The organism is Pauljensenia sp. UMB1177 (assembly GCF_030217965.1).
Taxonomy (GTDB): domain Bacteria; phylum Actinomycetota; class Actinomycetes; order Actinomycetales; family Actinomycetaceae; genus Pauljensenia; species Pauljensenia turicensis_A.
Genome location: NZ_JASOOV010000003.1, coordinates 52,996 through 78,447, shown reverse-complemented (window position 1 = coordinate 78,447; position 25,452 = coordinate 52,996). Strand labels below are relative to the sequence as shown.

At 52.9% G+C, this 25,452-nt stretch carries 18 protein-coding genes; 13 read left to right on the top strand and 5 right to left on the bottom strand.

Annotated elements, in window-relative coordinates; genetic code table 11:
* Positions 1–274: 274 nt before the first annotated feature.
* From QP442_RS05030 to QP442_RS05015, 4 genes are all read left to right on the top strand, one after another.
* The gene (locus QP442_RS05030; protein WP_103633591.1) at positions 275–3,649 is read left to right on the top strand and encodes a tetratricopeptide repeat protein; all 3,375 of its coding nucleotides are present in this window, start codon (positions 275–277) and stop codon (positions 3,647–3,649) included.
* Between the two features lie 381 nt (positions 3,650–4,030).
* Complete coding sequence (locus QP442_RS05025; RefSeq protein ID WP_006681613.1) at positions 4,031–4,345, top strand: hypothetical protein; 315 nt, start codon at positions 4,031–4,033, stop codon at positions 4,343–4,345.
* A 99-nt stretch (positions 4,346–4,444) separates the two neighbouring features.
* A complete protein-coding gene (locus QP442_RS05020; RefSeq protein WP_006681612.1) occupies positions 4,445–5,149 on the top strand; it encodes a DarT ssDNA thymidine ADP-ribosyltransferase family protein in 705 nt (234 codons plus the stop codon).
* Positions 5,142–5,852, top strand: coding sequence for a DarT1-associated NADAR antitoxin family protein (locus QP442_RS05015; RefSeq protein WP_103633592.1), 711 nt, complete (start codon positions 5,142–5,144; stop codon positions 5,850–5,852). The genes QP442_RS05020 and QP442_RS05015 overlap by 8 nt, the downstream gene beginning before the upstream one ends.
* Before the next feature lie 227 nt (positions 5,853–6,079).
* On the opposite strand, the gene QP442_RS05010 is transcribed toward QP442_RS05015, so the two are convergent.
* Positions 6,080–7,066, bottom strand: a complete 987-nt coding sequence (locus tag QP442_RS05010) for a sugar-binding transcriptional regulator (protein WP_103633593.1) — start codon at positions 7,064–7,066, stop codon at positions 6,080–6,082.
* Between the two features lie 197 nt (positions 7,067–7,263).
* On the opposite strand from QP442_RS05010, the gene QP442_RS05005 reads away from it, so the two are divergent.
* The 6 genes from QP442_RS05005 to QP442_RS04980 all read left to right on the top strand — a co-directional run bounded on the left by QP442_RS05005 (position 7,264) and on the right by QP442_RS04980 (position 13,692).
* Positions 7,264–8,256 carry an ABC transporter permease gene (locus QP442_RS05005; RefSeq protein ID WP_103633594.1) on the top strand — a complete coding sequence of 331 codons (993 nt, stop codon included), beginning with the start codon at positions 7,264–7,266 and terminating at the stop codon, positions 8,254–8,256.
* Between the two features lie 66 nt (positions 8,257–8,322).
* Entirely contained in the window at positions 8,323–9,348 is a 1,026-nt protein-coding gene (locus QP442_RS05000; protein ID WP_219811056.1) for a substrate-binding domain-containing protein, read from the top strand.
* Between the two features lie 5 nt (positions 9,349–9,353).
* Positions 9,354–10,928 carry a sugar ABC transporter ATP-binding protein gene (locus QP442_RS04995; protein WP_103633595.1) on the top strand — a complete coding sequence of 525 codons (1,575 nt, stop codon included), beginning with the start codon at positions 9,354–9,356 and terminating at the stop codon, positions 10,926–10,928.
* 3 nt (positions 10,929–10,931) lie between these two features.
* Entirely contained in the window at positions 10,932–11,570 is a 639-nt protein-coding gene (locus QP442_RS04990) for an SIS domain-containing protein (RefSeq protein ID WP_101627249.1), read from the top strand.
* Complete coding sequence (gene xylB, locus QP442_RS04985) at positions 11,567–13,045, top strand: xylulokinase (protein WP_103633596.1); 1,479 nt, start codon at positions 11,567–11,569, stop codon at positions 13,043–13,045. The genes QP442_RS04990 and xylB overlap by 4 nt, the downstream gene beginning before the upstream one ends.
* 326 nt (positions 13,046–13,371) lie before the next feature.
* A complete protein-coding gene (locus QP442_RS04980; RefSeq protein WP_103633597.1) occupies positions 13,372–13,692 on the top strand; it encodes a metallophosphoesterase in 321 nt (106 codons plus the stop codon).
* 324 nt (positions 13,693–14,016) lie between these two features.
* Here the strand turns inward: QP442_RS04980 and QP442_RS04975 are convergent, their stop codons facing one another.
* On the bottom strand, positions 14,017–15,942 hold the full coding sequence (locus tag QP442_RS04975; RefSeq protein WP_103633598.1) for an Eco57I restriction-modification methylase domain-containing protein: 1,926 nt from the start codon (positions 15,940–15,942) through the stop codon (positions 14,017–14,019).
* A 469-nt stretch (positions 15,943–16,411) separates the two neighbouring features.
* Positions 16,412–17,707, bottom strand: coding sequence for an alpha-amylase family protein (locus QP442_RS04970; RefSeq protein WP_103633599.1), 1,296 nt, complete (start codon positions 17,705–17,707; stop codon positions 16,412–16,414).
* 180 nt (positions 17,708–17,887) lie between these two features.
* On the opposite strand from QP442_RS04970, the gene QP442_RS04965 reads away from it, so the two are divergent.
* The 3 genes from QP442_RS04965 (at position 17,888) to QP442_RS04955 (ending at position 20,448) form a co-directional block, all read left to right on the top strand.
* The gene (locus QP442_RS04965; RefSeq protein ID WP_103633600.1) at positions 17,888–19,213 is read left to right on the top strand and encodes an MFS transporter; all 1,326 of its coding nucleotides are present in this window, start codon (positions 17,888–17,890) and stop codon (positions 19,211–19,213) included.
* Positions 19,214–19,348: 135 nt separating this feature from the next.
* The gene (locus QP442_RS04960) at positions 19,349–20,179 is read left to right on the top strand and encodes a Sir2 family NAD-dependent protein deacetylase (protein WP_257878494.1); all 831 of its coding nucleotides are present in this window, start codon (positions 19,349–19,351) and stop codon (positions 20,177–20,179) included.
* Between the two features lie 65 nt (positions 20,180–20,244).
* Positions 20,245–20,448, top strand: coding sequence for a PRD domain-containing protein (locus tag QP442_RS04955; protein ID WP_219811058.1), 204 nt, complete (start codon positions 20,245–20,247; stop codon positions 20,446–20,448).
* 114 nt (positions 20,449–20,562) lie between these two features.
* Here QP442_RS04955 and pepN read toward each other — a convergent pair whose 3' ends face one another.
* Complete coding sequence (gene pepN / locus QP442_RS04950) at positions 20,563–23,118, bottom strand: aminopeptidase N (RefSeq protein ID WP_285069680.1); 2,556 nt, start codon at positions 23,116–23,118, stop codon at positions 20,563–20,565.
* A gap of 182 nt (positions 23,119–23,300) precedes the next feature.
* Complete coding sequence (locus QP442_RS04945) at positions 23,301–25,352, bottom strand: M13 family metallopeptidase (protein ID WP_219585793.1); 2,052 nt, start codon at positions 25,350–25,352, stop codon at positions 23,301–23,303.
* Positions 25,353–25,452: the final 100 nt, after the last annotated feature.

The window sequence follows — 25,452 nt, the reverse complement described above, 5'->3', positions numbered from 1 at the left end:
TCGTGTAATGGTTAGTTCACCATGCAACGAAGCGCTAAAAGCGCTGGTCAGAGAGATCTTTATGGGGGCTGATGAGCCTGTTGTCACTTGTGTGTCATCTATATAGATTCAAAGGCTCGGATACCAGTTCATTGGCTGTACCATGCGCTCGAATCAGTTATGCTGAGGGATAACCTAGTAGTTATCATGGCAAGTTTTCCAAGTTACTTAGCCACGCTTTACCTTGACTAATGTGTAATTGGTATTGTGCCGTGTGCTTAGCGGGAGGGGCTGGATGCCAGAGTTATTAGGTCAACACGAATCGATAGCTCAAGACTTACACAGTCGGATTATTGAACTGTCCAATGGTACCTACTCTGGACCACACGTGGTGCTGCTTCGAGGGGCATCCGGTGTTGGCAAGACGGCAATTATTCAGCGTCTATATGAGTTGCTACGATTGGACAACTTTAATAACCCTAGGCATGGGTATGGTCAGTATTGGCCTGAGCTCAATAACGTAGACAATAGTTCCAACCCACTGAGAGATCGAGCACTACTCTCCCCTGAGTTGGATTCCTTTGTTTGGGCGCAGGACACGCTTCCCACGTTTGGATGGTGGTCGTTTAACTGCGAGGAGTTGCGTAATAGTCAAAAAATAGATGTTGTGGCAATGGGGAAAGAGCAGATGGCGACTCATCTGGCACCGTTGTCGCTTGCGTGGTGGGAAGCATCGGGAACTCTCGCTCAAATCGGAAGTGTACTCTCAGAAGTAACGACTCGAGTGCGCAAAGATCTACAATCAGATGTTGCAGATTCATTACTTGAATCCTCCCTCGACGCTCTGAGCATTGGGATACCGCTTCCTGCTACTCTCACATCATGGGTTACTGACATACTACGTTGGGTTGGGAAGAAACGTAAAGACTCCATAAATCTTCACCAAGATGTTTACATGGGAAAACAACATGTTAAGGCTAAGAAGGATGCCGGTAAAGAACTGGCCGAAGCGATCAAATCCTTAACAGCAAAACGCCTGCCTGGAATTGTTGTTGTTGAAGATATGCACCTTATGGGTCCAGAACTTCGATCTCTATTGAATGCGCTAAGTGAACGCGATAATCAACGGCCCGTCATGGTAATTGGTACTGCCTGGCCTGAGGGGATGACTCAGGATGACTTTATGCTATGGCAATCAGAGATGAAAGCAAAGTCGGACGACCAGATGCGACTCATTGATGTTGACGTGCCGTCATTGCAAGAAGAATCTCTTGTTGAGCTTTTGCTTCGCTACGCCCCAGAAACCTCAGAAGATGTCGCAACAAAAGTGGTGGAGAAACTGAATACCCCTTTGTTCCTTCTACTCTGGATTACAGAACCCAATGTTGCACTAGAAATTCGACTGGCAGGAAACAAAATCCTTCTATCAGATAACTTCAAACTACCAGATAGTGTAGAGCAGGTAGTGGAAAACCGCTGGAATGCCTTGCCAGACGATGTAAGAAATGCCCTGACTATAGCAGTGGCTGGAAATCCATCAAATCCAGATATGGACAAACTGAATCGATTCGTGCCAGCTGTAATTTCAGAAGTCTTTAAGGAAATCTATCAAGTCTCGGAAGAAACCACTAAAGAGGCAATCCAAAAAGCCCGAGACCCCATCGGGTGGTGTAGAGGATCAATCCAAGTGACAAATTTCTCTGATCCCCTGCTGGCTAGGCATGTACGAAAATCCGTACAGGGTTTGTCGACTTTGAAGACGCATATGCGAAGGATTACGCAACAAGCTTGTACAAATTGGCTAGACGAACATCGTGAGCACCTTGACTTACCGAACACTACACAGGTCGAGGCAGTGGTGGACTGGTATCTCAAGTTTGCAGATGACGAATCATCACTTACTTTTGCTGCTGCGCAAATACATGTCGCAAGACGCAACATGGAAGCATACGAGTTTTCCAAGGCAATCGAACACTACAATGCGGCTCTCAACGTGATTGCAGAGGTTGCTGGGGACCGAGATCGTACCATGCTACTCCGACAGATTGCGAGTTGCTATTACGCCATGTCTGAGTATAGTGATGCCGAAGCAATCATAATGGAACTGCTTCCTATGCAGATTAGGCTGGATGGGCACTCACATCCAGATACCCTGGCCGTCAAACTTCTTCATGCAAGACTATTGATGAGGAGCGGGGAACCGCTAAGAGCGATGCCAGTCTTGCTTCACATCACAGAGATGTTACAGCAACATTTCTTTGGCAAGTCGATTCCAGAGAATGTAATACAAGAGATTTATATTCCGTTGGTAACACTCAAGGGAGATTTGTCCTTTGAAAGTCATGCTAATGACGATGCCATAGAATTTTACGATCATGGTTCAGAAGTATCAGCGAAGATTTATGGTGAGCGATCCCTGAAAACACTCATTCTTCAGTTGAAACGACTACGCGCAGTACACGCACAGACTCCCGAAAGCGAAGTCGCTTTCGACCAAGGAACCGAGTTATTAACAAAAATTCGAGAAGTCAGCGGTGGACAGTCGGCTGTGGCCCTTGAAGCAGAATCGAACTTGATTTTTTGGGGATACAAGGCACAACAGATTGAAAATGTAGAGGAAGCGTTTCGAGATTTAGATTTAAGGATTCCCAAGTTAAGAGATTATGCCTCACTTCGAGCAGATACTTATTTGTGGGCCGGGGACATCGCACTTGAAGAGCGGAGATTTGCTGATGCTCAGCATTGGTTTTCAGCTTGCTTGTCCGTGGTAAATGAGCACCACGGAGCTTATGATCCATTAAGCCTGCGTGCAGCACACCAGCTAGGCGTCACATTACTGAAACTCGAGCAATATGACTCTGCGCGGGAGGTTGTCGAGACTTTGACTGAAAATGCGCGCATTGTGGTTGGTCCTACTGGAAGTAGCGCGGTGCGTGCGGAAGTCCTCCTCTCGTTGATTTATCAAATCCTGAGGAGAGATGATGAAGCGATCAAGCGGCTTACTAAACTTCGTGCAGAATTTGTTAGTGATTCGAATGCTGACATCGAACTTGTTGAGTTGGTCGATGCCCGCTTGCGTAAGCTTAACTTGGGGGTGAAATTCACTGACTTTTACCCGCTGGTTCAAATGAAGAACGGGCGGTTTGGACGCCTGAGAGGAACTGATGTTGACGATGATCCGCTTTGGTTCATTGAAGGTGATAGGGAGTTCCCCGAAATCACCAATCAGTTGATTGTTATTGGGAATACTGAAAATTTTCTTGAGAGAGCCCCGGAACATTGGGCCTATTACCTAAGCGTTCTTAGTCGTGCTTATCTGAATCTGGGATCATGTTACTGGAGGTCAGGCAAGATAGATGAGGCAGACCAGGCATTTGGAGCTGCCGACAAGTGCGTGAATCTGTATTTCTCTAGAGCAAGCAAGACTGGTGATATCCCTCCTGACCCGGAAATGGCTGAGATGGCTTCAAGGGGGGTGGCGCTTTCCATCAACATGGTGGGTATGCTGGTTGCCCTCAATCTAACTTCTGATATGAGAGAGGTGTTTGATAAGAACAGAGAGCGAGCTTTTGGTCTTTTGAGTCAGCTTAATAATGAAACTCAGGAGAACCTTAGGAACGTGAACCTAGAGTTACTCGAGCAGGTTCTAGTTGAACTAATACCTGAATAGAAAAGTAGACATGAGTCAGGAGCAAAAAGTTCATAAAAGCATGTGTCGAGGCTGTTGACGGAAATGCGTTCTAGAGATATGAAAATACGCCATTCTAACTATTACTTGAATTAGAAATAAATTGAAAGTCAATAGTTAGAAATGGCAGTTCTACCTGTTTCGGCAAATTGTTCATAAAACATGGGCGAGATGTAAATGGATTATTGCAGTGTTTACTCCAAGACCCTAATTAACTTATTCGGGATGTTCCAGTGACTGTTGCTGGTTCGATCTTAGTTGACCGGGCATGTTCAATGCTTAACTTTGAAAATTCGGTTGAATACCCCAAATCACTAGAGTTAATATATAGGTTGGCTTAGCCCCCATTCCAAAATCTCAAACATGGCATCTAAACTCAACATCAATCTGCCCGTCAGTGGCAACCAGAATCTTCTCGGTGATGAGGTAGAGCAGGGCTTTGTCCCAGTCGAGCACGGGACTGCGGACGAAAAGTTGGACCTTTGGGTCTGGTTTGGAGTTCATATGTCTTGTTTGGTTGATGGGTCATGTGCATACGCTGGTGTGGTTCCTCAAGCTGCCGTTATAGAAGTAATTGACGACGAAGATTCGCGCTACGGGGTTGATTGGCGACAAAGAGATCGTTATCAAAAGATCGCCAGTAAGGTTGAGAAAGAATACGGGTGGCGAGAACCGTGATGATGCCATGTAATTGCATACCCTGCGGCTATTACGGTGCCATGATGTTGGGAAACGAACCCTTGTTAAAATATTCTCTTCAGGCAAGGTGACACTGAGATGAGAGAAGTAGTTGAGTATCTCGAAGATAGGGGAGTCGAGCACCTCGTTCATTTTACTCCTATTACAAACTTAGGGGGTATCAAAAAACGCGGTATTCTCCCTCGGAATGAGATTGACGGCTTCCCAGATATTGTATTTGAGGCACTGGATGAAGTACGGCTCGATGAGCGTACAGACATGTCATGTTTCTCGATCTCGTTCCCGAATTTCTTGATGATGTACCGCTACAGAACTAAGCTTTGGAGTCGGGAAGAGGATGTTGCACTTCTATTTATCCCGATTTCCGTGTTATCTGACCTCGAGTATGACCAAGTAGTGTTTTGTCCGTCTAATGCTGCCTCAAGAGAGTGCAGACGTACTGATCCACAAGACTTGCTCGGTCTCGCAGCAGTCGAAAAGTTGTTTGTTGAAGAGATGACCACAAGATCTGGGGTTGTATTCTCTCGACAGAGCGAAGACTTACCAGATTTTCTAACTACGAACCCACAAGCAGAAATCCAGATTGCTGCTACGATTCCATGGGAAAAAGTGTCCTTCGTAGTTGTTAATGATTATGAAACAAAGCAATCTTTGTTGCAATCCGGAATACACAGGAATGTCTACGCCAAGTGGGAAGTCAACAATGATTCATCTTTAAATGTATTTAAGTACCCCAGTTATTGGCGAGCATGGGTGGACGCTGCGGGGGATTTGCATGGCTAAGAGACCAGTCTTTCTTGTTTTGGACCGCCTGCCGTACGTTGATGAGCGGGAGACTGAATTTACGTTCCACCCCGGTTTTTCGATACAACAAAAGCAGCGTTCGATTGCTAGCCTGCATGATTCTTTTCATCTGTTGGAACCAGATCATGCGGTTTTGGAAGTCTCATCTAAAAGTCCTGACAGCCTGGGTGTTGAATTGAGCGCATTTAATCTAAGGATCCATCATCCAGGCTACGGCGAGTATTCAGTTGAATCGGCATTTCAAGCTTCGAAGGTATTTTTACGAGGTGGGCCTTTTGCTGACTTATTTGAGGTCTCAAGCCGTGAGTCAAAAAGCGATCCCCGCTTGAAGGATAGTGGTCAATTGATCGGCTTTCGTTTTTTCTCGCGGGATTTCCCGTTAGAGCCAAAAACTTACTTTTACGACTGGTTATACGCATCTGCTCTGATTCGTAAACCTGATTTGCTTTCAGCAGTCGTCAAGTATGATGCCTTTACTGACATCGAGTTTAATCCGAACAAATCAATTAACTGCCAGGCGCGATCGGTTGCTAAGGCTGTTGGCCTGTGGAGGCAGAATCTGCTGGCTCAAGCCCTATCTTCCCCGGAGATTTTTCTGGAAATAGGCTACGGGCAGAAAGGTTCGGACAGCGGTGTTCCAAGGAAGCCCGAAGGAGTGCAGGTTCAAGATTTTCTTTTCTGACCTGAGCTGAACCCAATAAATGTCGTTCAACTAATCTCATAGAACACGATAGCTCTATAGTCGGTTGGGATGTTTTGCACCCACCTGTTTGGTTTTGCACCCACCTCTGGCGGTCGTGCACCCACCTAGTGCCTAAATGCACCCACCTACACTTCCGTATCCCTTTCAACGTGAAGGCAACAACCAGCCGGACTACTTCGCAGTCCGGGTTTTGTTTTGGCTGGGAGTCAGCGATACTTGCCCTTCGAAATCGCGGGGAGAGTAAGGAGTTTTTGCGCAACTTCCGTGGTAGTAACAAGAGCAGTTGGGATCCCTGAATGACACACGGCGTGGATTGCTTCTGTCTTTTGTGTTCCGCCAGCAACCATCAGGACGTTAGGGACCTTCAAGATTTGCTCGACGGTTATGGAAATACGGCGATCGTTCAGGGAGAGATTGAGGTAGTTGCCGTCGGCATCAAAGAAAACGCCAGTGGAATCGGCCACCGCACCACGCTGATCCAAGACTTCAATGTCGCTCTGAGGAAGCACTTGCTCAAGCTGGGTGACGCGAGAATCCCAAGCGCCGACAGATAAGACTGCGATGTCAATGTCATCGAAGAGCTCAAGGATGCGAGCAACAGCTGGTTCTTTCCTCTGAACCTTCGCCGTTTCAGCTGAAGAACTGAACAGGGGAGCGATAAGCATTCGCCCTTCAACGCCAGATTGCTGACTGATCTGTCCGATCAAAGTGATTGGAGACTTTGAAGGATCGTCACCAATTACTCCTGTAATTTGAACAAACTCTGATGGGGGAAGAGGCCCAAGATAACGGGCGATAGGCATCAAAGTACGACCCCAAGAGAAACCGATGCGGTCGTTCGGTCGAATATTTGTGGAGAGATACTTGGCTGCTTGACGCGCCAGAGTATCTCTTTCGGTTACAACATTTCGGTTAGCTTCAACAAGACAGACATGGTCAAGATGGAGATGGCGAGCAAGAAGCTGAGCTAGCTCATCAATGTTGACGCCAACGTTTGAGATTTCGATTCTGACCATGCCAATGGCGCGGGCTTTTTCGAGCAGGCGGGCAACGCGAAAACGCGAAATGCCAAACTCATTTCCGATCTGCATTTTACTGACATCGTCAAAGTAGAAGCGGCGCGCGATTGCTTCCATGAGTTCAGATTGAGTGAGCTCGGTAGATCCTTGGCGAGGCTGACTGGGGGTGTACATGTTGCAACTCCATAATGCTCAAGCGAGGGAGGACTCCGAATCGCCTTGATATTACTACCAGTATTATCATGTAGCGCTCATTTGAGCGCCGTTTAGGTAGTTGCGTACTCATATGATTGGTGTTAATTTAACCGTATTCGAGCACAACGCGGTGCTCAAGTGAGCAAAGGGAAGTTATGTCGCCTCGAAGAAGACGAATGCCTCAGGAACTTGGCGTTTTCGTTGTTGTTATTTTGGTAGCAGCAGTGATGGGGATTCTTTCACCGGAGTTTCGTACCGCTAGCAACCTTTCAGTGTTGCTTCTTAACGGCTCTGTGGTTACATTCCTTGCTATCGGTCAGGCATGCGTGCTTCTTACCGGTGGCATCGACTTGTCGGTTGGTTCGAACATTGCTTTGACCGGTGTTATTGCAGCAATTGCAATGCACGCCGGTGCGCCATGGTGGGCCGGAGCCCTCGTCGCCATCGTTGTGGGCATCGCAGTCGGTGTCTTCAACGGTGTCATGGTCCACTACGGAAAGCTCCCGCCGTTCATCGTCACCTTCGCAACCTTCGGTATTTCTGCGTCAATCCCGAACATTCTGACTCAGGCCAAGTCGGTGACCATTACCGAGCCGCTCTTCGCGGTCTTCGGTCGTGGCAAGATCTTCTCCGTCCCGGTCCCGATCATCATGGTCATTATCGCGGCACTGGTTATCAGCTACTTCTTGCGTCACACCGCAACAGGTCTTCACATCTACGCAGTTGGTGGCAACCGTGAAACTGCACGTCTTGCCGGCATCAATATCGCGAAGACCACGATTCTGGTCTACGTCATCTCCGGTGTGTGCGCAGCATTTGGTGGCATCATTACGGCTTCTCGTTTGATGGTTGGGTATCCGACAGCAGGCTCGGGCACCGAGCAGTTCTACTCGATTGCATCGGCAGTTGTTGGTGGCGTCAGCCTCTTCGGCGGCGTCGGCACGATTCTCGGTGCATTCATCGGTGCGCTTTTGATCGCTACCGTTTCGAACGGCATGAACGTTATCGGCGTCGACTCTTACTGGCAGCCACTCGTCATCGGCGTGATCATTCTTGGTGGTGTCCTGCTTGATACCAACAAGGCTGGCCTGAACACCCTGACTTCTCGCTTAAAACTAAGAAAAGAAAGCTCAAAGGCTGATACTTCTCAGCCGACCCCATCCCACTGACTTGTTTCAGCAATCGGCTGAAATAACAGAACGTCTCTTCACGCAGAGAACACAACAAGGAGGACAATGATGTCTATTCGCAAGAAGCTTGGTACTACCGCAGTTGTCACTGCAGCAGTACTCACTCTTGGCGCATGTGGTGGTATCGATACGGGCACGGGGAGCAACACCCCAGCCAGTGGCAATGCAGCAGGCTCGGGTGCATCGGCAACTCTGCCGGAATCGTGCTCGTCAGACAATCCGACGATTGCAGTTCTGCTTCCGAACCAGACCAACCCTTACTACGTTGCAATGAAGGAAGGGTTTGAAACCGCTGGAACTGACAACGGCTTCACTGCTGAAGTTCAGATTGCAGACGACGACGATGCGCAGCAGCTCGCTCAGGCAGAAGCTGCACTGCAGAAGAAGCCGTGTGCGCTGGCACTGAACCCCGTGAAGTCCGAGCCGGCAGCAGCAATTGTTCGCGCCGCGAATGACGCTGGTGTCCCCGTATTCACCGTCAACATTATTGTTAACGAAGATGCTCTGAAGGCACAGAACGCAACGGTCATCCAGTACCTGGGTGCAGATAACAAGCAGGGGGGCATTGACACCGCAAAGGTTGTCCTTGAAGACATGGGCACCGACACTGCTCTGAACATTGGTCTGGTCACCGAACCCGATGAGGTTCCGGTTGTTATTCGTGACGAAGGCTTCCAGGAAGCGATCGCCGAGAACCCGAACGCAAAGGTCGTTGCCACTGTTGACGGCAACGTGAAGGTCACCGACTCCCTGGACGTCACCGCAGCAATGCTACAGGGCAACCCGGATATGAATGTCATCTTCGCTTCGACTGGCCCGGCAGCACAGGGCGCGATTGAAGCCGTCAAGGCTTCGGGTCGCGACGTGAAGGTCTACGGCTTCTGCGCACCTGAAATCACGACCACCGATGCATACCCGGCATGTGTGGCACAGGAACCTGCTGACTACGGTAAGCGCGTTGTTGAGCAGATCGCTGCATACGTGAAGGGCGAGACGGTTGAGTCCGAGATTCTCCGTCCGCTGAAGATGTTCCGCAATGGTGAAACCCCTGCAGCTGGAGAGGTTGGCTGAACAACATGGCAATGAAGGACATGCCCAGGGGCGCTGGAAGCTTCGAGGCTAGTGAAATCACAAAGGACTATTCTGGGGTACCTGTGCTCCTGGGTGTGTCCCTCACATTGCACCCCGGTGAGATTGTCGGCCTTGTTGGCCATAACGGTGCAGGCAAGTCGACGCTCTTGAAAGTTTTGTCTGGAGCGCACAAGCAGTCTGGTGGCACGCTTCGTATCAACGGGCAACGCGTTGATTTTGCTTCCCCCTCGGAAGCCATTGATTCAGGCGTCTCGACCGTCTACCAGGAACTGTCACTGCTTCCTAACCTGACGGTTGCCCAGAACGTATGGCTTGGGCGTGAGCCTCGTCGCGCCCCATTTTCTCTCGACCAGGCAAAGATGAAGAAGGGTGCTCAAGAACTCGTAGATGAGTTCGGCATCGACGTTGACGTGGATCGTTTGGTTGGTTCCTACCCGGTCGCAGTTCGTCAGCTATTAGAAATTGCGATTGCCTCAAGTCGTGAAACAAAGTACCTGCTGCTTGACGAGCCGACGACGGCACTTGAAGGTGACCAGGTTACGGAGCTCTTGGCTTATATCCGCAAGATCGCAAGTGAACGTGGCATTGGTGTATTGATAATCAACCACAAGCTTGACGAACTCTACGGAGTTGCAGATCGTATCGTTGCCTTAATGAACGGCAAAGTTCTGCTTGACTCCTCAGTTGAGAGCATTGATCGTCACGCTGTTGTTGCCGCAATTGCTGGCGCAGATCACGCAGAGCGTGTCGAAGTTCAGCGTGAAAAGACCAGCGATCATCCCGTTAAGATGACGGTTGAAAACCTCAAAGGACACCTGTTGAACGGTGTTTCCTTCGAAGCACGTTCTTCGGAGATCCTCGGCATCTACGGCCTTGGCGGTTCTGGACGCTCAGAGTGCCTGCGTGCAATCGCAGGTATTGATCCGGCTACATCCGGTGCGATTGTGATGCCCGATGGTGAGCGTTTTCTGCCGAAGACTCCACGTGAATCGATGAAGCATCGAATCGCATTCTTGACCGAAGAACGCAAGCAAGATGGCATTGTTCCCCAAATGAACAGCTATTTGAACGCTTCGCTTCCGGTTCTTAAGAAGTTCTCCTCTTTCTCATACCTGAACAACAAGAAGCTGGTTGAATCCACGGACGAGCTACTTGAATCAACAGGTATTAAAGGTGACCCGCAGTCGCCGATTACTTCCTTGTCTGGTGGCAACCAGCAGAAGGTGATTATTGCCCGCGCATTGATGCAGGATCCGGAGATCCTGTTGCTCGATGAGCCCAGTAAAGGCGTTGATATCGGCGCAAAGTCCGATATCCATACTCTTTTGCGGAAACTTGCCCACGAAGACGATCGCACGGTCGTCATGGTTTCTTCCGAAGAAGAAGAGATCTTGGACGTTGCAGATCGCGTGCTCGTCTTTGTTGGGGGACAGGTTGTGGCCGGTCCTCTGGATGCTGCGGAACTGGATATCGCAACACTTCGTACGTTGGCATGGCACGAAAGCGATGACGACGCTACGAACCAAACCTCACACGTATATTTAGCTGAAGGTGAATAAACAATGACCCTGACCGTTTCAATGACTGACGAAGAGCTTATCGTCTTTGGACGCAACGAAGCGAGTAGCGAGCTGAGCGCTATCGGCAAGGTTGCCGACCAATTCACAGATTCTTTCGTCGAAACAGTCCACCTGCTCGCAGAGTGCACTGGAAAGGTTATCGTAACCGGTAGCGGAACCTCGTCCACGATTGCACGACGCCTGGCCCACCTCTTGTCCGTCACCTGCAAGCCCGGCTTGTTCGTTCACGCCATGGATGCTTTGCACGGCACAATGGGCGCCATTGAACCCACGGACGTGCTGATCGCGATTTCGAAGGGCGGCGAGTCCGATGAAATCAATAATCTGTGCAAGCTGGTCCACGACAAGGGAACGAAGCTCATTGGACTAGGGGAGCACCCCGAATCGACCTTTGCCTCTTTGTGTGATGTGTTTGTTCACCTTCACACTGATGAAGGCGGAGACCCCGAAAATGTGATTGCAATGGGGTCAACGTTGCTTGCCGCAGTGTGGGGCGACGCGCTTGTTCGTACCATGATGAAGCTGAATGAATGGGATGTTTCCGAGTCCTTGTCGCTCCATCCCGCGGGATTTGTGGGCAAGAGTGCTGAAGAGATTCTACGCCAGCAGGAATCGAAATGACTAACGATCGCCTGGTCATCGGCATTGATCTTTCTACGCAGTCGTGCACGGTTGAAGCCCGACGCGTTGAGGATTTTGAAGTTGTAGCGCGACAACGCCTGCCGTTGGCGTCTACGACTCCGCCTGTTTCAGAACAGAATGCCGATGACTGGTGGGAGGCGCTTGTTCAGGCTTTCCATCTGATGAAAGCTGATATTGATCTGCAGGCTGTTCGTGCGATTGGTGTCAGCGGTCAGTGTCATGGTCTTGTTCCGCTGGATGGGGACAACCATGTGATTCGTCCTGTGAAGTTGTGGAATGACACAACATCAGCGCCTCAGATTGATGCGCTTATTACTCGATTTGGCGCCGACTATTGGGCGCAGAGGGTTGGTTCTGTCCCGACTGCTGCCTTCACGATCGGTAAGCTCGCATGGCTTATTGAGAATGAGCCGGCCACGATTGCACGCCTACACCGTATTCTGTTGCCTCACGATTACTTGGTTTTCAAGCTGACGGGTGAAGCAGTCACAGATCGTTCGGAAGCTTCTGGCACCGGCTACTTTAATTCGCAGTCGAATTCCTATGATTTCGAATTGCTACGCGGATGCTTCGGCGACGTGTTGACGTGGGAATCATTGTTCCCGCGGGTCGGTCAGCCCAATGATGTGGCTGGAACCGTCCTTCCTGACGTTGCCAACTTGCTGGGGCTACCCACTGATGCGGTTGTAACCGTCGGTGGTGGTGACCAACATATGGCTGCTCTGGGACTTGGAATCAATGACGGTGACGTAGTTTTCAGCTTGGGCACCAGTGGCGTTGTGTACACGTCCAGTAGCGTTCCCGTTACATCTGGAATCGTGGATGGTGTTGCGAACGTTGTGGGTGGCTACTTGCCTCTGGCATGCACGTTGAACTGCACGAAGGTAACGGATTGGGCTGCGCGTCTGCTGGGAGTTTCTGTGCAGGAACTTGATCAGCTGGCATTGGATGCGTATCGCTCCCATGATCCGTTCCCTGTTTTTGCTGCGTACCTTGATGGGGAGCGTTCGCCAGCGTATCCGGGTACGACTGGTGTGATTGCTGGTTTAACCAGTGATATGACTCGTGAGCGGTTTGCGGAGGCGATCTTCGTTGGGGTTATTGCTGGACTACTGCGAGGCTTGGATGCGATTCATCAGTCTGGTGTGTCTACCGATGGGCGTGCGATTGCTGTAGGCGGTGGTGCACGATCGGCTGCCTATACGCAGATCATCGCTGATCTGCTGGGGCGGTCTATCGATGTGATTCGTGAGCCTGAAGCGACAGCACGAGGGGCCTGTATTCAAGCGTTGTCTGCGATTACGACGGGTGACGTGGTCATCGTGGCGCGTGATCAACAGCCGTCAGTTTTGGCAACGGTGAATCCCCAGGGGCACTTGTCTTGGGATGAAGTCCGCGATCGCTACATTTCAGTGTGTGACTACGCGGCTTCAACCGCGCATCTGCGTTCTTGATCAGATGTTTTGAAGCCTTACGCTTCGCCAAAGTAGATCTTTATGCGACTGCGCGTCCTTGGAGGAATAAGTGTATAGGCATTACGCGTTCAATGACGGTGTAGTCAGTCGCCTGGGTTATTGCGTGCGTATTTCTGTAGGTTGTTGCCACGCCTCTTCACGTCTTGCCAATCGGTTGCTACATGGTTGTCGTTAGCCTAAGAAGGTAGGTGCTAAGCATCATGAGATTGTGACTCGTGTGAGGAGTGGCGAAGGGAATCAGATATGTGATGTCCGATATTCACGGGCATCTCGATGCATGAGAAGATGCCCTTGCGCGTATTGGCTTGGGTGCTGACGACCAGTTGGTCTTCTTGGGTGACTACATTGATGGTGGTCTGCAGTCGCTTGAGGTTCTCGAACGGGCGATAGGTTTGGTTGACTCAGCTCCATATCAAGCGATCGCTCTTCCGGGTAATCATGAAGTCGACTTTATTGATTGGGCTCTGGTCTGTGACGACCCGTACACGTGGCCAAATGCGGACAAAGATCCGTTCGAACAAGTGGAAACGCTGGGAGTAATGCTTCGTGATGCGGTTGTCTCGACAACACAGACCATTGCTGAGGTTGCTGGATCAGCTGCCGTTGTTCTACAACTGCTACATTGATTGCGACGTCGAAAAAAACGGGGAGGCTCGGAATATTCACCACCTGAGGTGAGCTCTACGAGCTTTTCTCTAGGTGAGCAGTGTACGAATGGAGAGCACCTCAGGAGGACTGATGGGGCTCGAAACCCATCGTGGCTGACGTCGTCACCAGGGATGGTGAACGTACAGACCTTGATACGTCGAATGTCGTCATGACAAGGCATCTCCTTACCGCCGTCATTGTACTGAGCCATCGAGGCCACGGTGTGCCAGAGAGACAATGCGACAGGAGCTTTAGCGCGGCGAATCATATTGAGAAGCAGCGCAAAAGCAAAATTCAGATATTCATTCGCGTAAGCCCTCACATACTAAAGTACGAACAGGCATCTCCTGAGCCCGCTCGTTCACGAAAGCCTTTTCAGCTTCCGACAGCCCAAAGAAATCAGCCAAGTGCGAATCAATCACTGGAACTAAAGACCCCCAATCGATGCTCAAATCAGCCGGAGCCTTGCTCACCAAGTTCGGCACATTCGCCCACACCGCGCGCTTGTTATCCTGCGTCACCTTCAAAGACCCAAGAAGAAGCCTCGCGAACTTCGTATGCAAAAACGTCGCTAGTTCTTCAGCTTCCTTACGCGTCCCAAACGCGCCGATAGAAACGAATGACTGCGTATGAGCGAAACCAGGGGGCAACAGAACAGGAGGAGCAAGAACTTCACCCAACTTGCCTGTGCCATTCGACTTCGCCAGCGCAACTTTCCACGCATCCAAATTTGGATGATCGCGCACGTAACGACGATCAATAAACTTTACAAGCCGGCGATTATTCTGCCGGCCAAGTACTCCGATCATTCCTCTGTGGGCAACATCGTGAAAAATCTCAGGCAACACATCGAAACAATTCGTCGTCATATCAAACGAATGCCCCGCAGAAACACGTTCAATCGCCTGTGGATGCTCGACATGCAACACCGAAGTGAACCGGTAGCTCTCGGGAGCAAACACAATCTGATCAAGAAAACTGTCAGCGACCGCATGAACTCGAGCAACAATCGAACGCAACTCATGGTCAGGAATGAACGAGCCGATCGGGGTCAAAGAAACGTTCGTATCCCGTAGCGTGACAGCGATCCCGCCCTTCACTTCAGCAGCAGGAAAAACGCGTCGACTATCCGCCTCAAACAAAGACACGCTCACATGCGGGTCTGAAAGAACCTGACGATTCCACTTCTTCGAAGTCTTTCCAGCATTAAATAAGAAGCGAGCCGGCGTTACGAAACACGCCAGAGGAGACACCCTAAACGCAAAATCCATGAAGTCCGGGTAAATCTGACGATCGCTAGTGTCAGCCATCGCCTTCTGATACGGCGGATTGGCGACCGTAACGTCAAAGGAGTCAACAGGAGGAACAACATCCGCCCCAGACGGAGACTTCAACGTCAGCCCATCCATCTGCCAGACGTTTCGGGCAATTTCATGAGCTACTTCGGTCAGTTCGTCTGTGACAAGAGAACGCCCAAGCAGAGCCGATGTTGCTTCATCAAACGAAGCCAGAAGATTCAGGCGCGCAAGCAACAAAGAATCACCCTGAAGCTCGAATCCGAAGGTCGCCCTCAATGCGCGCAACGCCCAATTAAGCGTTGCGGCCTCGTCACCCAATGAAACGGGAATAGCTGCCAACTTGCGGTCTAAAAACCCAACGCGCCCACCAAGGCCAATCGGTTCGCCCGTCGTAGCGTCATATCGGCTGGTCAAATACGGAGCCTCCCCACACGCGATTTCAAGTACCCGACGATCCACGTAGTTTTCCCACGCTCTGTCAGACATATCGTTGAACGTGGGAAGCGTTGGTCGGAGCGGACGCAATATGCTGGCAGACGCATCCAGGATCGCATCATCACAAGGCTCGTGGACTCCAGACCACGCATGATCCACGACATCATTTTGAAAGTTCACCAGCCACGCCGGAGTGAAAATCTCAGCGCGTTCTTTCGTCCGAACAGCCTGAGCGTCACGCGCCTTCGTTGTGCGCGGAGTAATCAAGCCAGGATTCGCGTTCAAAACATCAAGGGTGATCTGCTGATCAGCATGGATTCCCAGATCCTCATAGTCTTGGGTCGCCCACACAATATTGCGCGAGAAGACACCAGTATTGCTACCGTCGGCGCCAGCAGGTGTGTCCGCGTCAGTGGAAGTCGCATAATCTCGAAGCAAAAGTGGCAGTAGATCAGCGAAACGCGCGGACAGGTCAAGGGCCTGCGAGCGTTGCATCGGATCACCTCACGAATTGGACGGGACTTCCCTCATAAGGCTACCTTCCGAGATACTGATGCGAACCACCTCTCCGCTTCAGAACGTTGTTGAGAGGAGACATCATGATCCAACGAATGGCCTCGGTCTTCCCCGGAATCTTTCTGCTGATTATCGTTCTTTCTGCTAATTATCGTTGCGACAATATCCAGCGTTGAAAGCGATGTCATTTTTCGGCCACATCCAGCATTGTGAGTGCTCTTGATTGTCTCGCCAGCAGATCTCATCTGGTCTTTAACTTCAATTCGGCAGCTACGACCGAGTACTTCCATGTTGTCACGCGTCGGAACACGCTGGGGCGACCGATTAGTGTTCTTGACGCCAGATTGTGTCTATGTGCGTGACGCGTGTGGCAGTTCTTGCAACTTCGAACGCCAAGGATTTTCAGGGGGCTGGTGTAGAGCTCGTCAATCCTTGGGACTAAGAACAGCTATTTCTGCCAGAGTGTGTGCCCGGCCTCGTCCAGGATGAGGGCGTGAGCGGTTCCGGCCTCGTCGATTGACAAATGGACATCCACGAAGGTGGAATCATCGCCTGGGGCGCATGAGCGGTAGGAGTAGCTCGTGTTAGCGACAGTGACGGTTGTTGTGAGTGCACGGGTCAGCCACGGACGCTTTCTACGTAGCCAGACCAGCGACCTCAATGCCTGGTAGGTTGTGTGCCCAAACCCTAGCAATTCGCCGGGAGATGCGGGCAGGGGAGGACGCACCGCGTCATCGCCGAACTGGCGGTCTTCTTTCACCCCCGTGAAGCCCTGCTCATCGCCGTAGTAGATCGACGGTGTACCACCCAGCGTCATGATGATCGCCTGCGCCACCAGTCCGCCATCGGCGCCAAGCAGAGACGAGATGCGCGTCGTGTCATGATTGCCCACGAACGTCTGCGGAACGAACGTCTCTAAGAATTCGCCGTGGCGTTTCAGCGTCCAATCGAGCTCAAAGAAATTCTTATCCGTGATCGACGACCACATTGCCTTCCACAATTCGTACTGCGTGACCGTATCAACGTGGGCATCCCCAACGAACGCGGGGTAGTCACCGTGAATGACTTCGCCGAGGAAGAAAGTATCGGGGTGCGAGGCCCGGACTCGGTCGCACACGTCTGCCCAGAACTCAGTTGGAACGGAATATGCTGCATCAAGTCGCCACCCATCGATGCCACGGGCACACCAATACTCCATTACCTGCTGAACAAAATCCTTGACGCACGCGTTCGTGTGGTCGAAGCGCACGAGGTCCTGGTTCCCTTCAAAGAACCAGGGGTAGGGGCCACCGTCGGACTCCCAATCAATGTGGAATAGGGGAGCATCAGGGGAATTGGGCGTTCCGAAAACGGGATCCTTGCCGGCTTCAAGAACCGCGCGCAGAGGCTGATACTGGTCGCTGACGTGCGAAAATACGCCATCGAGCATGATGTTCATTCCGTGAGCATGGCATGCCTCAACCAGCGCGTCGAAGTCTTCGACACTGCCCAGACGCGGATCGATACGGAAATAGTCGAGCGTGTCGTATCCGTGCGTCGCCGAATCAAAGATCGGGCCGAGTAGCAGTCCCGTCGCACCAAGCTCGGCGGCATAATCCAACCAGTTGATCAACATTCGCAGGCGCGGGGTTTCTGTCCGATCACCGTCGCGAATCGGCGCGCCACACGCTCCCAGCGGGTACACGTGCCACCATATGGAATCTGCTCCGGGCGTGCGATCAGAGGGTGAAACGCTGTGGGTCATAGGCAAACTGTAGCCCGTGACGCAGGGGAATCGAGGTGGAACACAAGGTGGAGCACAAACGGACAGTGCGGGTGCAGGCGTGACCTGATTGTGCGCACGCTGAACTTTAAGGGTGCGACTGTGACCAAGCAATCGCGGGCAAGTTTGCGCGCCCACAACGCACAATGCGACCCTGGATGTATGAGTTCTTCTGAGCGCGACATGACCGCCAGACCCGAAGGCGTATCTTCGTCGACTGGTGTGAAGCCACGGCGCGTTTCCACACTGTCGACCGTGATGGCGCTGGTTGCTGTCCTCACGATCTCACCCTCGATGCGCGTCGGAGCAACATCGCTCGGGCCTGTCCTGACTGGTGTCCAATCCACTTTTGGAGTGGGAGCGATGGCGGTTGGTCTGCTCTCCGCGTTGCCGTGTATTGTCTTTGCTCTCATTGGCGTACTGGCAGTTCCACTGTCAAAGCGCTTCGGACTGACGTGCGTCGTAACCGTCGCAATGGCCGTGACAACCATCGGCTTGGGTGTGCGTCCCCTCGTGTCGAACTACTGGGCGTTCCTCCTGCTCAGTGTTGCTGGACTTGCTGGTCCCGCCGTCGCTAATGTCATCGTGCCAGCGTGGATCAAACTGCACAAAGCTGGTCGCACGGTTCTGCTTCTGACGGTCTACGGTAGCGTTCTCCCGCTGGGTGGCGCGGCGGGTTCCTTCCTCAGCGCGCCGATTGGGGGGCCTGATTCATCCGGCTGGCGAACCGCGCTGTTCATCTGGGCACCGTGTGCACTGTTGGCAGTGTTCGTCTGGCTTCTCGTCTGGAAGAGTGTCGGTCGAGACACTCCGCCACTCGCTCACTCTTCTGGGCCCGTACCTGAGTCTTCTACGCTGCTGACAGGGGACGAGGCCCCCCAGTCGTCATCGCCCTCAGCTACCAACAGGCGGAGCCTGATGACGTCACCAACCGCCGTGGCGTTGATGGTCGCGTTTGGCCTTCAATCTTTGAATGCCTATGTTCAATTTGGTCAGCTTCCAACGATTCTCACAATGGTGGGAGTCGACCGAACAAGCGCAGCTGCGATGGTCGCAGCCATCAACCTGTGGACACTTGTTGGTGGCTTGATTATGCCGAAGATCGTTGACTCGGTGAAGAACTTGCCTCTTGTCTCTCTGCTCTTCGGGGTGCTGACTGCTTCCGGTTATCTCGGCCTCTTGCTTGCTCCAACCTTCTCTCCCTGGCTGTGGGTGACGCTGCTGTCGATCGGCGGCTTCATGTTCCCGCTCTGCGTCACTCTGATCCCTGCGCGCGCTCGCACTGCATCGATGACCGCGCGCCTGTCGGGTATGACTCAGCCTGGCGCATATATTGTCGCAGCATTCGGTCCGATCATTGTTGGCATGGTGCTTCAAGCAACCGATTCGACTACTCCTGTTCTGATCTTCCTGACGATCATGGCTCTCTTGATGGGCATCATTGGCATGCGAGCATCCGCTCCCGTATTCGTTGACGACGAAGTGTAAGAGCAGGCGGCCTCGTACCTGAACGGTGGCCGAATGACGCAAAAGTGGCTGGCATTTGCATCCGCCCAATCTCATAACGCACCAACATGCCACTCCTGATGGTGGTACAACGGAGAAAAGTGTTCGCGGGGAGGAATGACGATGCAAGGAAGCGTCGAAGAAGCAATCGACATTGCGCGCGGTGGTCGAATTCTGGCGGTGACTGGCGCGGGAATGTCCACCGACTCGTCCCTGCCGGATTATCGAGGCACCGGCTCAACCCCTACAACCCCAGTTGATGTCGACATGTTTACGTCCGACCCCGTGTGGTATCGCTGGCTCTGGTATCGCAATGAAGCGACGTGGAAAATCCTCGAAAACTGCCAGCCCAACGATGGGCATCGGGCGCTTGCCACGATGGAAGCATCCGGACATCTGCTGGGCGTCTCCACGCAGAACGTCGACCGGCTGGACGCGCGCGCTGGAACGCGTAACGTCTGGGAGCTCCACGGACGTTACGACACGGTTGAATGCCTGAGCTGTGGATCCGTCACGCCCCGCGCAGCATTGTCCGTGCGGTTGCGTGCGTTGAATCCGGACCTCGTCGAAGAAACCGATCCCGCGCACGTCGATATCACCCCCGATGCCCGTCGCGACTTAGCCGAAGTCTGCACGTTCACTCCCGTGTACTGTGAACGCTGTGGCGGAATGCTGAAGCCGTCCATCGTCATGTTCGGCGAAGGGCTGCCCGAGTCCGCGTTCGGTCCATCCCTCGATATGGCCGCGTCGTGCAATGTTGTGTTGGTCGCGGGCACGTCACTCGCCGTCTCCACCGGCTTGTGGGTTGTTCACGAGGCCATGCGTGCAGGTGCTGCCCTGATCGTAGTGAATAGGGGAGTGACAGCCGTGGATCGCTTCGCCGACGTTCGGATTGAGGCAGGCACGTCTGAGGTACTACCTCAGATTGCTAGTGCGCTCGCCGGCTGAACATATCGAGGCGTGGCAGGTTGCCCACGTTGTGCGCGGTTGAAGAACATCTCAGGTGTGACAGGGTGAAGGTAGCTGCTCGTTCTCTCGAGCACCACATGCGTGCAGTCGTTCAATCAATCGTTGACTCATATCCGAAAGAAAACACGTGTGCGAAGACAATCGCAGCACTGGTCGAGCTGAGACTCGGTTCTTCTTTGTCGACCGATGAGATCGCGTACCTGACACTTCATTGTGCACGCTTGTCGATGCCGACTCCGGCTCAGTGACGATGCTACGAAGCTGAGGCGACGTATTCTGCGCTAGTCATCACGAGGTGCAGAGTGGAAGGGGCCCCGAACCGTAACGGTTCGGGGCCCCTTCCTTCAGCTTAGAGACCTGAATCAGACGTCAGCCTTCTGAGCTTCAATCTGGCGGCGAGCAACGTCAACGCGCTCGCGGATGATGCGAACCAGAGCAGCGGACACCTCGGTGTGCGACGCGATCCACTCTTGACCGGCAGCGACGATGTCCACGCCTTCGGCGTAGCCAGCAATGTCGGTCGGGAACATGAGGATCGCGATGTCCTCAGCAGTGTGGAATGTATTCTCTGCCCACACGCGTTCGATCAGGTTGAAGTAGTCGGCAACGAACTGAGTGTACAGAGCCGGGTTTGTGCGAGCCTGCGTCCAGAAGCCGGAAACCATAGCCCAGCGAGTGTCATTCGGGATCGACAGATCCGTCATGACCGCGTCGAAGACGTTGCGCTTGACGGTTGCGTCTTCCACGGCTGCGCGAGCACATGCTGCGTTCTGGTGGCCGGTCATCGTGCCATCTTCAGCTTCGAGAGCCACGATCTCTGCTTCGCCGGCAAGACCCAGGCGAACCAGTGCGATCAGCAGTACCCAACGGCAATCAAGGTCAAGATCGAGGCCTTCAAGAACCTTTTCACCTGCGAAGATTGCTCGGAGTTGCTCGCCTTGCTCGGCGGTGGTAGCACCGTGAGCGGCTGCGCGGATCAGTATGTTTTGTTCGTCTGATGCCGGAGCAGCTGCAACAGCAAGGTCCAGAAGTGCGCCACCAACTTTTTCGAGGGCAGCCTGACGCTCGGCCGGAGCAACAAAGGTACGAACTGCTTCTTCGATGTGACGGATCGTCAGCTGGAGCATCGACATATTCGTCTCACCCGGGATCGCCGCAAGAGCAAGATCCAAGTAGGAGCGTGCCGACATCTCACCATCGCGGGTCATATCCCATGCGGACGCCATGATGACGCCACGGGTCAGCGAATCGGTGATCGACGCAATGTTCTTTGTTGCGAACTCGAGGGACTCGGCGTCCATGCGGATCTTCGCGTATGCCAGGTCACCGTCGTTCAGCAGAATCAGCTGGGGACGAGCAAGGCCAGAGGCAGCAGGAACAACGGTGCGTGCGCCGTCAACATCGAGCTCTTGCCGGAAGACCTGCTTCAAAGAACCATCTTCAGTGGCCGAGTAACCGGCGACGGCCATGCGGTGCGGGCGCAACGAGGAACCTTCAGAGAAGGATTCCTGCACAACAGCGAGTTCGGAGATTGTGCCGTTGTCGTCGACGTTGATTTCGGGGCGGAGCAGGGTCACGCCTGCTTCTTCCAGCCAGACCTTCGACCATGCCTTGAGGTCACGGCCTGAAGCCTTCTCGAGTTCACCCAGAAGGTCGGTGAGCGTCGCGTTCGCGTAGGAATGAGCGGTCAGGTATTCGTGCAGACCGGTGAAGAATCCTTCGCGGCCAACGTAGGACACCAGCTGACGCAGAACGGATGCACCTTTTGCGTAGGTAATACCATCGAAGTTCACCTCAACGTCCGCGAGGTCACGGATTTCAGCTTTAATCGGATGAGTCGTGGGCAGCTGATCCTGCTTCAAGCCCCAGTCCTTGCGGAGCATGAAGCCTGTCCATGCATCGGTGAACTCGGTGCCCTCAGTGAGAGCCAGGTGGCTCATGAACTCAGCGAAGGATTCGTTCAGCCAGAGGTCGTTCCACCATTTCATCGTCACCAGGTCGCCGAACCACATGTGGGCGAGCTCGTGAAGAATCGTGTTGGCTCGGGTCTCAAGCTGAGCAGCAGTCGGGCGAGTACGGAACACGTAGGAATCGCGGAAGGTCACGCAGCCCGCGTTCTCCATTGCGCCAGCGTTGTATTCAGGAACGAAGATCTGATCGTACTTCGTGAAGGGGTAGGCGATGCCGTACTGCTTCTCGAAGAAAGCGAAGCCCTTGCGGGTCGTGTCAATGATGCGATCAGTGTCGAGGTGCTCGACCAGCGACGCGCGAGAGTACACGCCCAGATCAATTGTGCGACCGTCAGAGGACACCAGTGAATCGGTAACGCCTTTGTACGGGCCAGCAATAATCGCGGTGATGTACGTCGACATCTTTTCAGTTTCAGCGAAACGGTAGATCCACGTCGTGCCATCAACCTCGGGCTTAGGAGTCGGAGCATTCGAGAACACCAGCCAGCCAGCGGGAGCGCTGACGGTCAGAGCGAAGGTTGCCTTCAGATCAGGCTGCTCGAAGGTCGTGTAGACGCGGCGAGCATCCGGAACCTCAAACTGGGAGTAGCAGTAGTCTTCGCCGTCAGCCGGATCGGTGAAACGGTGCAGGCCTTCGCCGGTGTGCATGTACTGGCAGTCAGCTTCAACTTCAAGAACGTTGTGCTTAGCCAAATCGTCCAGCGCGATGCGGTGGTCAGTGTGAGCCTCGGTGGGGATTTCCTGACCATTCAGACGAATCGAACGGACGTTGTTTGAAACTAAGTCAGCGAAGGTCGAGGCGCCGGCGGTCGCATCGAACTCGATGCGCGTCGTGGAACCAAAATCAGTGGCGCCACGCGTCAGATCCAGCGTGATGTCGTAGTGGTGAACGGACAGGATCTCCGCGCGTGTCGCTGCTTCTTCGCGGGTAAGGTTCAATCCCGGCATGATGCCCTTTCAATTCAGAGGAACGTAAACAAAGAAATACTTGATCCTATCTTTTCACTGAACGACCTTTGACGCACATTTGACAATGAAAAAGCAAGCATGACCCGCCAGAGTGATCAGTCGTGAACGGGGAATAGTCCCAGACCGATGGCTGTTCGCCACGGTAGAAATGAAGCGGAGTTTTACCAGATGTGAACACGCTGTGAGGGATCAAGCCACATGTGATCGCCCTGACAGACATCGAAGGCCTCGTGGAACTGATCCATATTGCGTGCAATCTGATTGCATCTAAACTCTGCGGGCGAGTGAGGATCGATCGCCAGCATCTGCAGAGCAAACTCTGGGCGTGACGCGGTTCGCCACGCTCGTGCCCACGCGTAGAAGAAGCGTTGGGCTCCGCTCAGACCATCAATCACCGGGGCAGAATCAATAGTTAAGCCTTGTTCACTCAACGTGGCAACCCACGCATTCCATGCAATCGTCAGACCAGCAAGGTCGCCAATATTCTCGCCCAGGGTCAGTGCACCATTCACCGTTGGAACAGGTGAAGACTCTTCTTCCACCTGCGTATCTTCGCCGGCATCCAGATCATAGACCGCAAGTTGAGCCAAATCTAGGGGAGTGAGTGTGTCGTACTGTTCGACCAGTTTGCTCGTGATCTGCTCGAAGAGCTCGCGGTCGGTGTCACTCCACCAGTTTTCAAGGTTGCCCTGAGCGTCATACCGTGAGCCCTGGTCATCGAAGCCGTGCCCGATCTCGTGTCCGATAACTGCGCCGATTGCACCAAAGTTCACTGCATCGTCAGCTTCGGGATCGAAGAACGGTGGTTGCAAGATCGCGGCAGGGAAGACGATTTCATTCATCGCAGGGTGGTAATAAGCGTTCACCGTCTGAGGAGTCATCAGCCACTCGTCGCGGTCGACTGGCTCATCGAGCTTACGTAGTTCTCGCGTGGTCTCGAACTGGTAGGCCTTTGTCACGGCGTCAACCAGAGAATCACCCTGTTCAATGACGAGCCCCGACATGTCGCGCCACTTCGGTGGATACCCAATCTTCGGGCGGAAGGTTGCGAGCTTTTCAAGCGCCCGCTTCTTTGTCTCTTCGCCCATCCAGTCACATGTAGTGATTGCTTCGCCGTAGGCATTCAATAGCCCTTCGACCAACTGATCCATGCGTTCCTTGGACTCTGGCGGGAAGTGTCGTGACACCCAGATGCGCCCCAGCGATTCGCCGGCAACAGATTCAACGAGGCCGAGTGCACGCTTCCAACGAGGTCGCAGTTCCTGTGTGCCTGACAAGGTACGGCCATAGAAATCAAAGTTTTCTTCGACAAACTCCGAAGAAAGCAGACCGATCCGCGCATCCAGTACGGAGAGCTTTGACCAGATCTTCAGATCCTCGATCGGAGTCTGGCCCCAAATCTGCGCCGATCCGGCAAAGAAATCGGGTTGAGACACGCTGATCTGGGCCTCGTCCCCGATCTGCCAACCCAGGCCGCGCGCCCACGCATCCCAATTGAACCCAGGCGCACTGGCAACAAATTCGCGCCACGTCATCTGGTTATCAGACAGGAGGGGATTGCGGTTATCCACGGCACTGCGGTGATGCGAAGCAAAACGCGTTTCGAGATCCATAATCAGGCGCGCAACCCGGGCAGAGTTTTCACCAATACCGGCCAACGATGCGAGTTTCTCGAGGTGAGAAACGTAGGCATCGCGGATGGGTGCATATGAATCTTCGCGATAGTAGGCCTCGTCCGGAAGACCTATTCCGCCTTGGACAAAGGTCATAATGCGCGCATCGGAATTATGCGGATGCGTACCGCTGTAGGCCCCAAAGAAAGAATCGGCGCCACCGGCCATCAACGTGCCAGTCAATTCATCAAGTTCTTCGCGCGTAGTTACGTGATCGATGGCCTCGAAGAAGGGAAACAGGGGAGTAATGCCTGCTTCCTCAATCGCGTTTTCATCCATAAATGCACCCCAGAGGGTAGCAATAAGAGTGGCGTCCGTGTCATCAAGAGTGCCGGCAAGAGCATCGTTGCAAATATCCCGACCACGTTCTTCGGAAAGATCACGCAACGCGTGGAAAGCGCCGTCGATCGGCCGGTCAGCGGGGATTTCATGCGTTGCAATCCAGTGTCCATTGACGTGACGATAAAAATCGTCCTGCGCACGGACGTTGGAATCGATGTTTGCGGTTTCTAGGACTCGCGCCAGAATCTTTTCGCTCATGCGCTAACTGTATGGCAGAGCATGTAGATATCGCTTTGCGAAAACAGGGGAGTGGTCGGAGGGGCCATGTGCCCCCCAGCTCTTTCCTGGCAGATCCGAG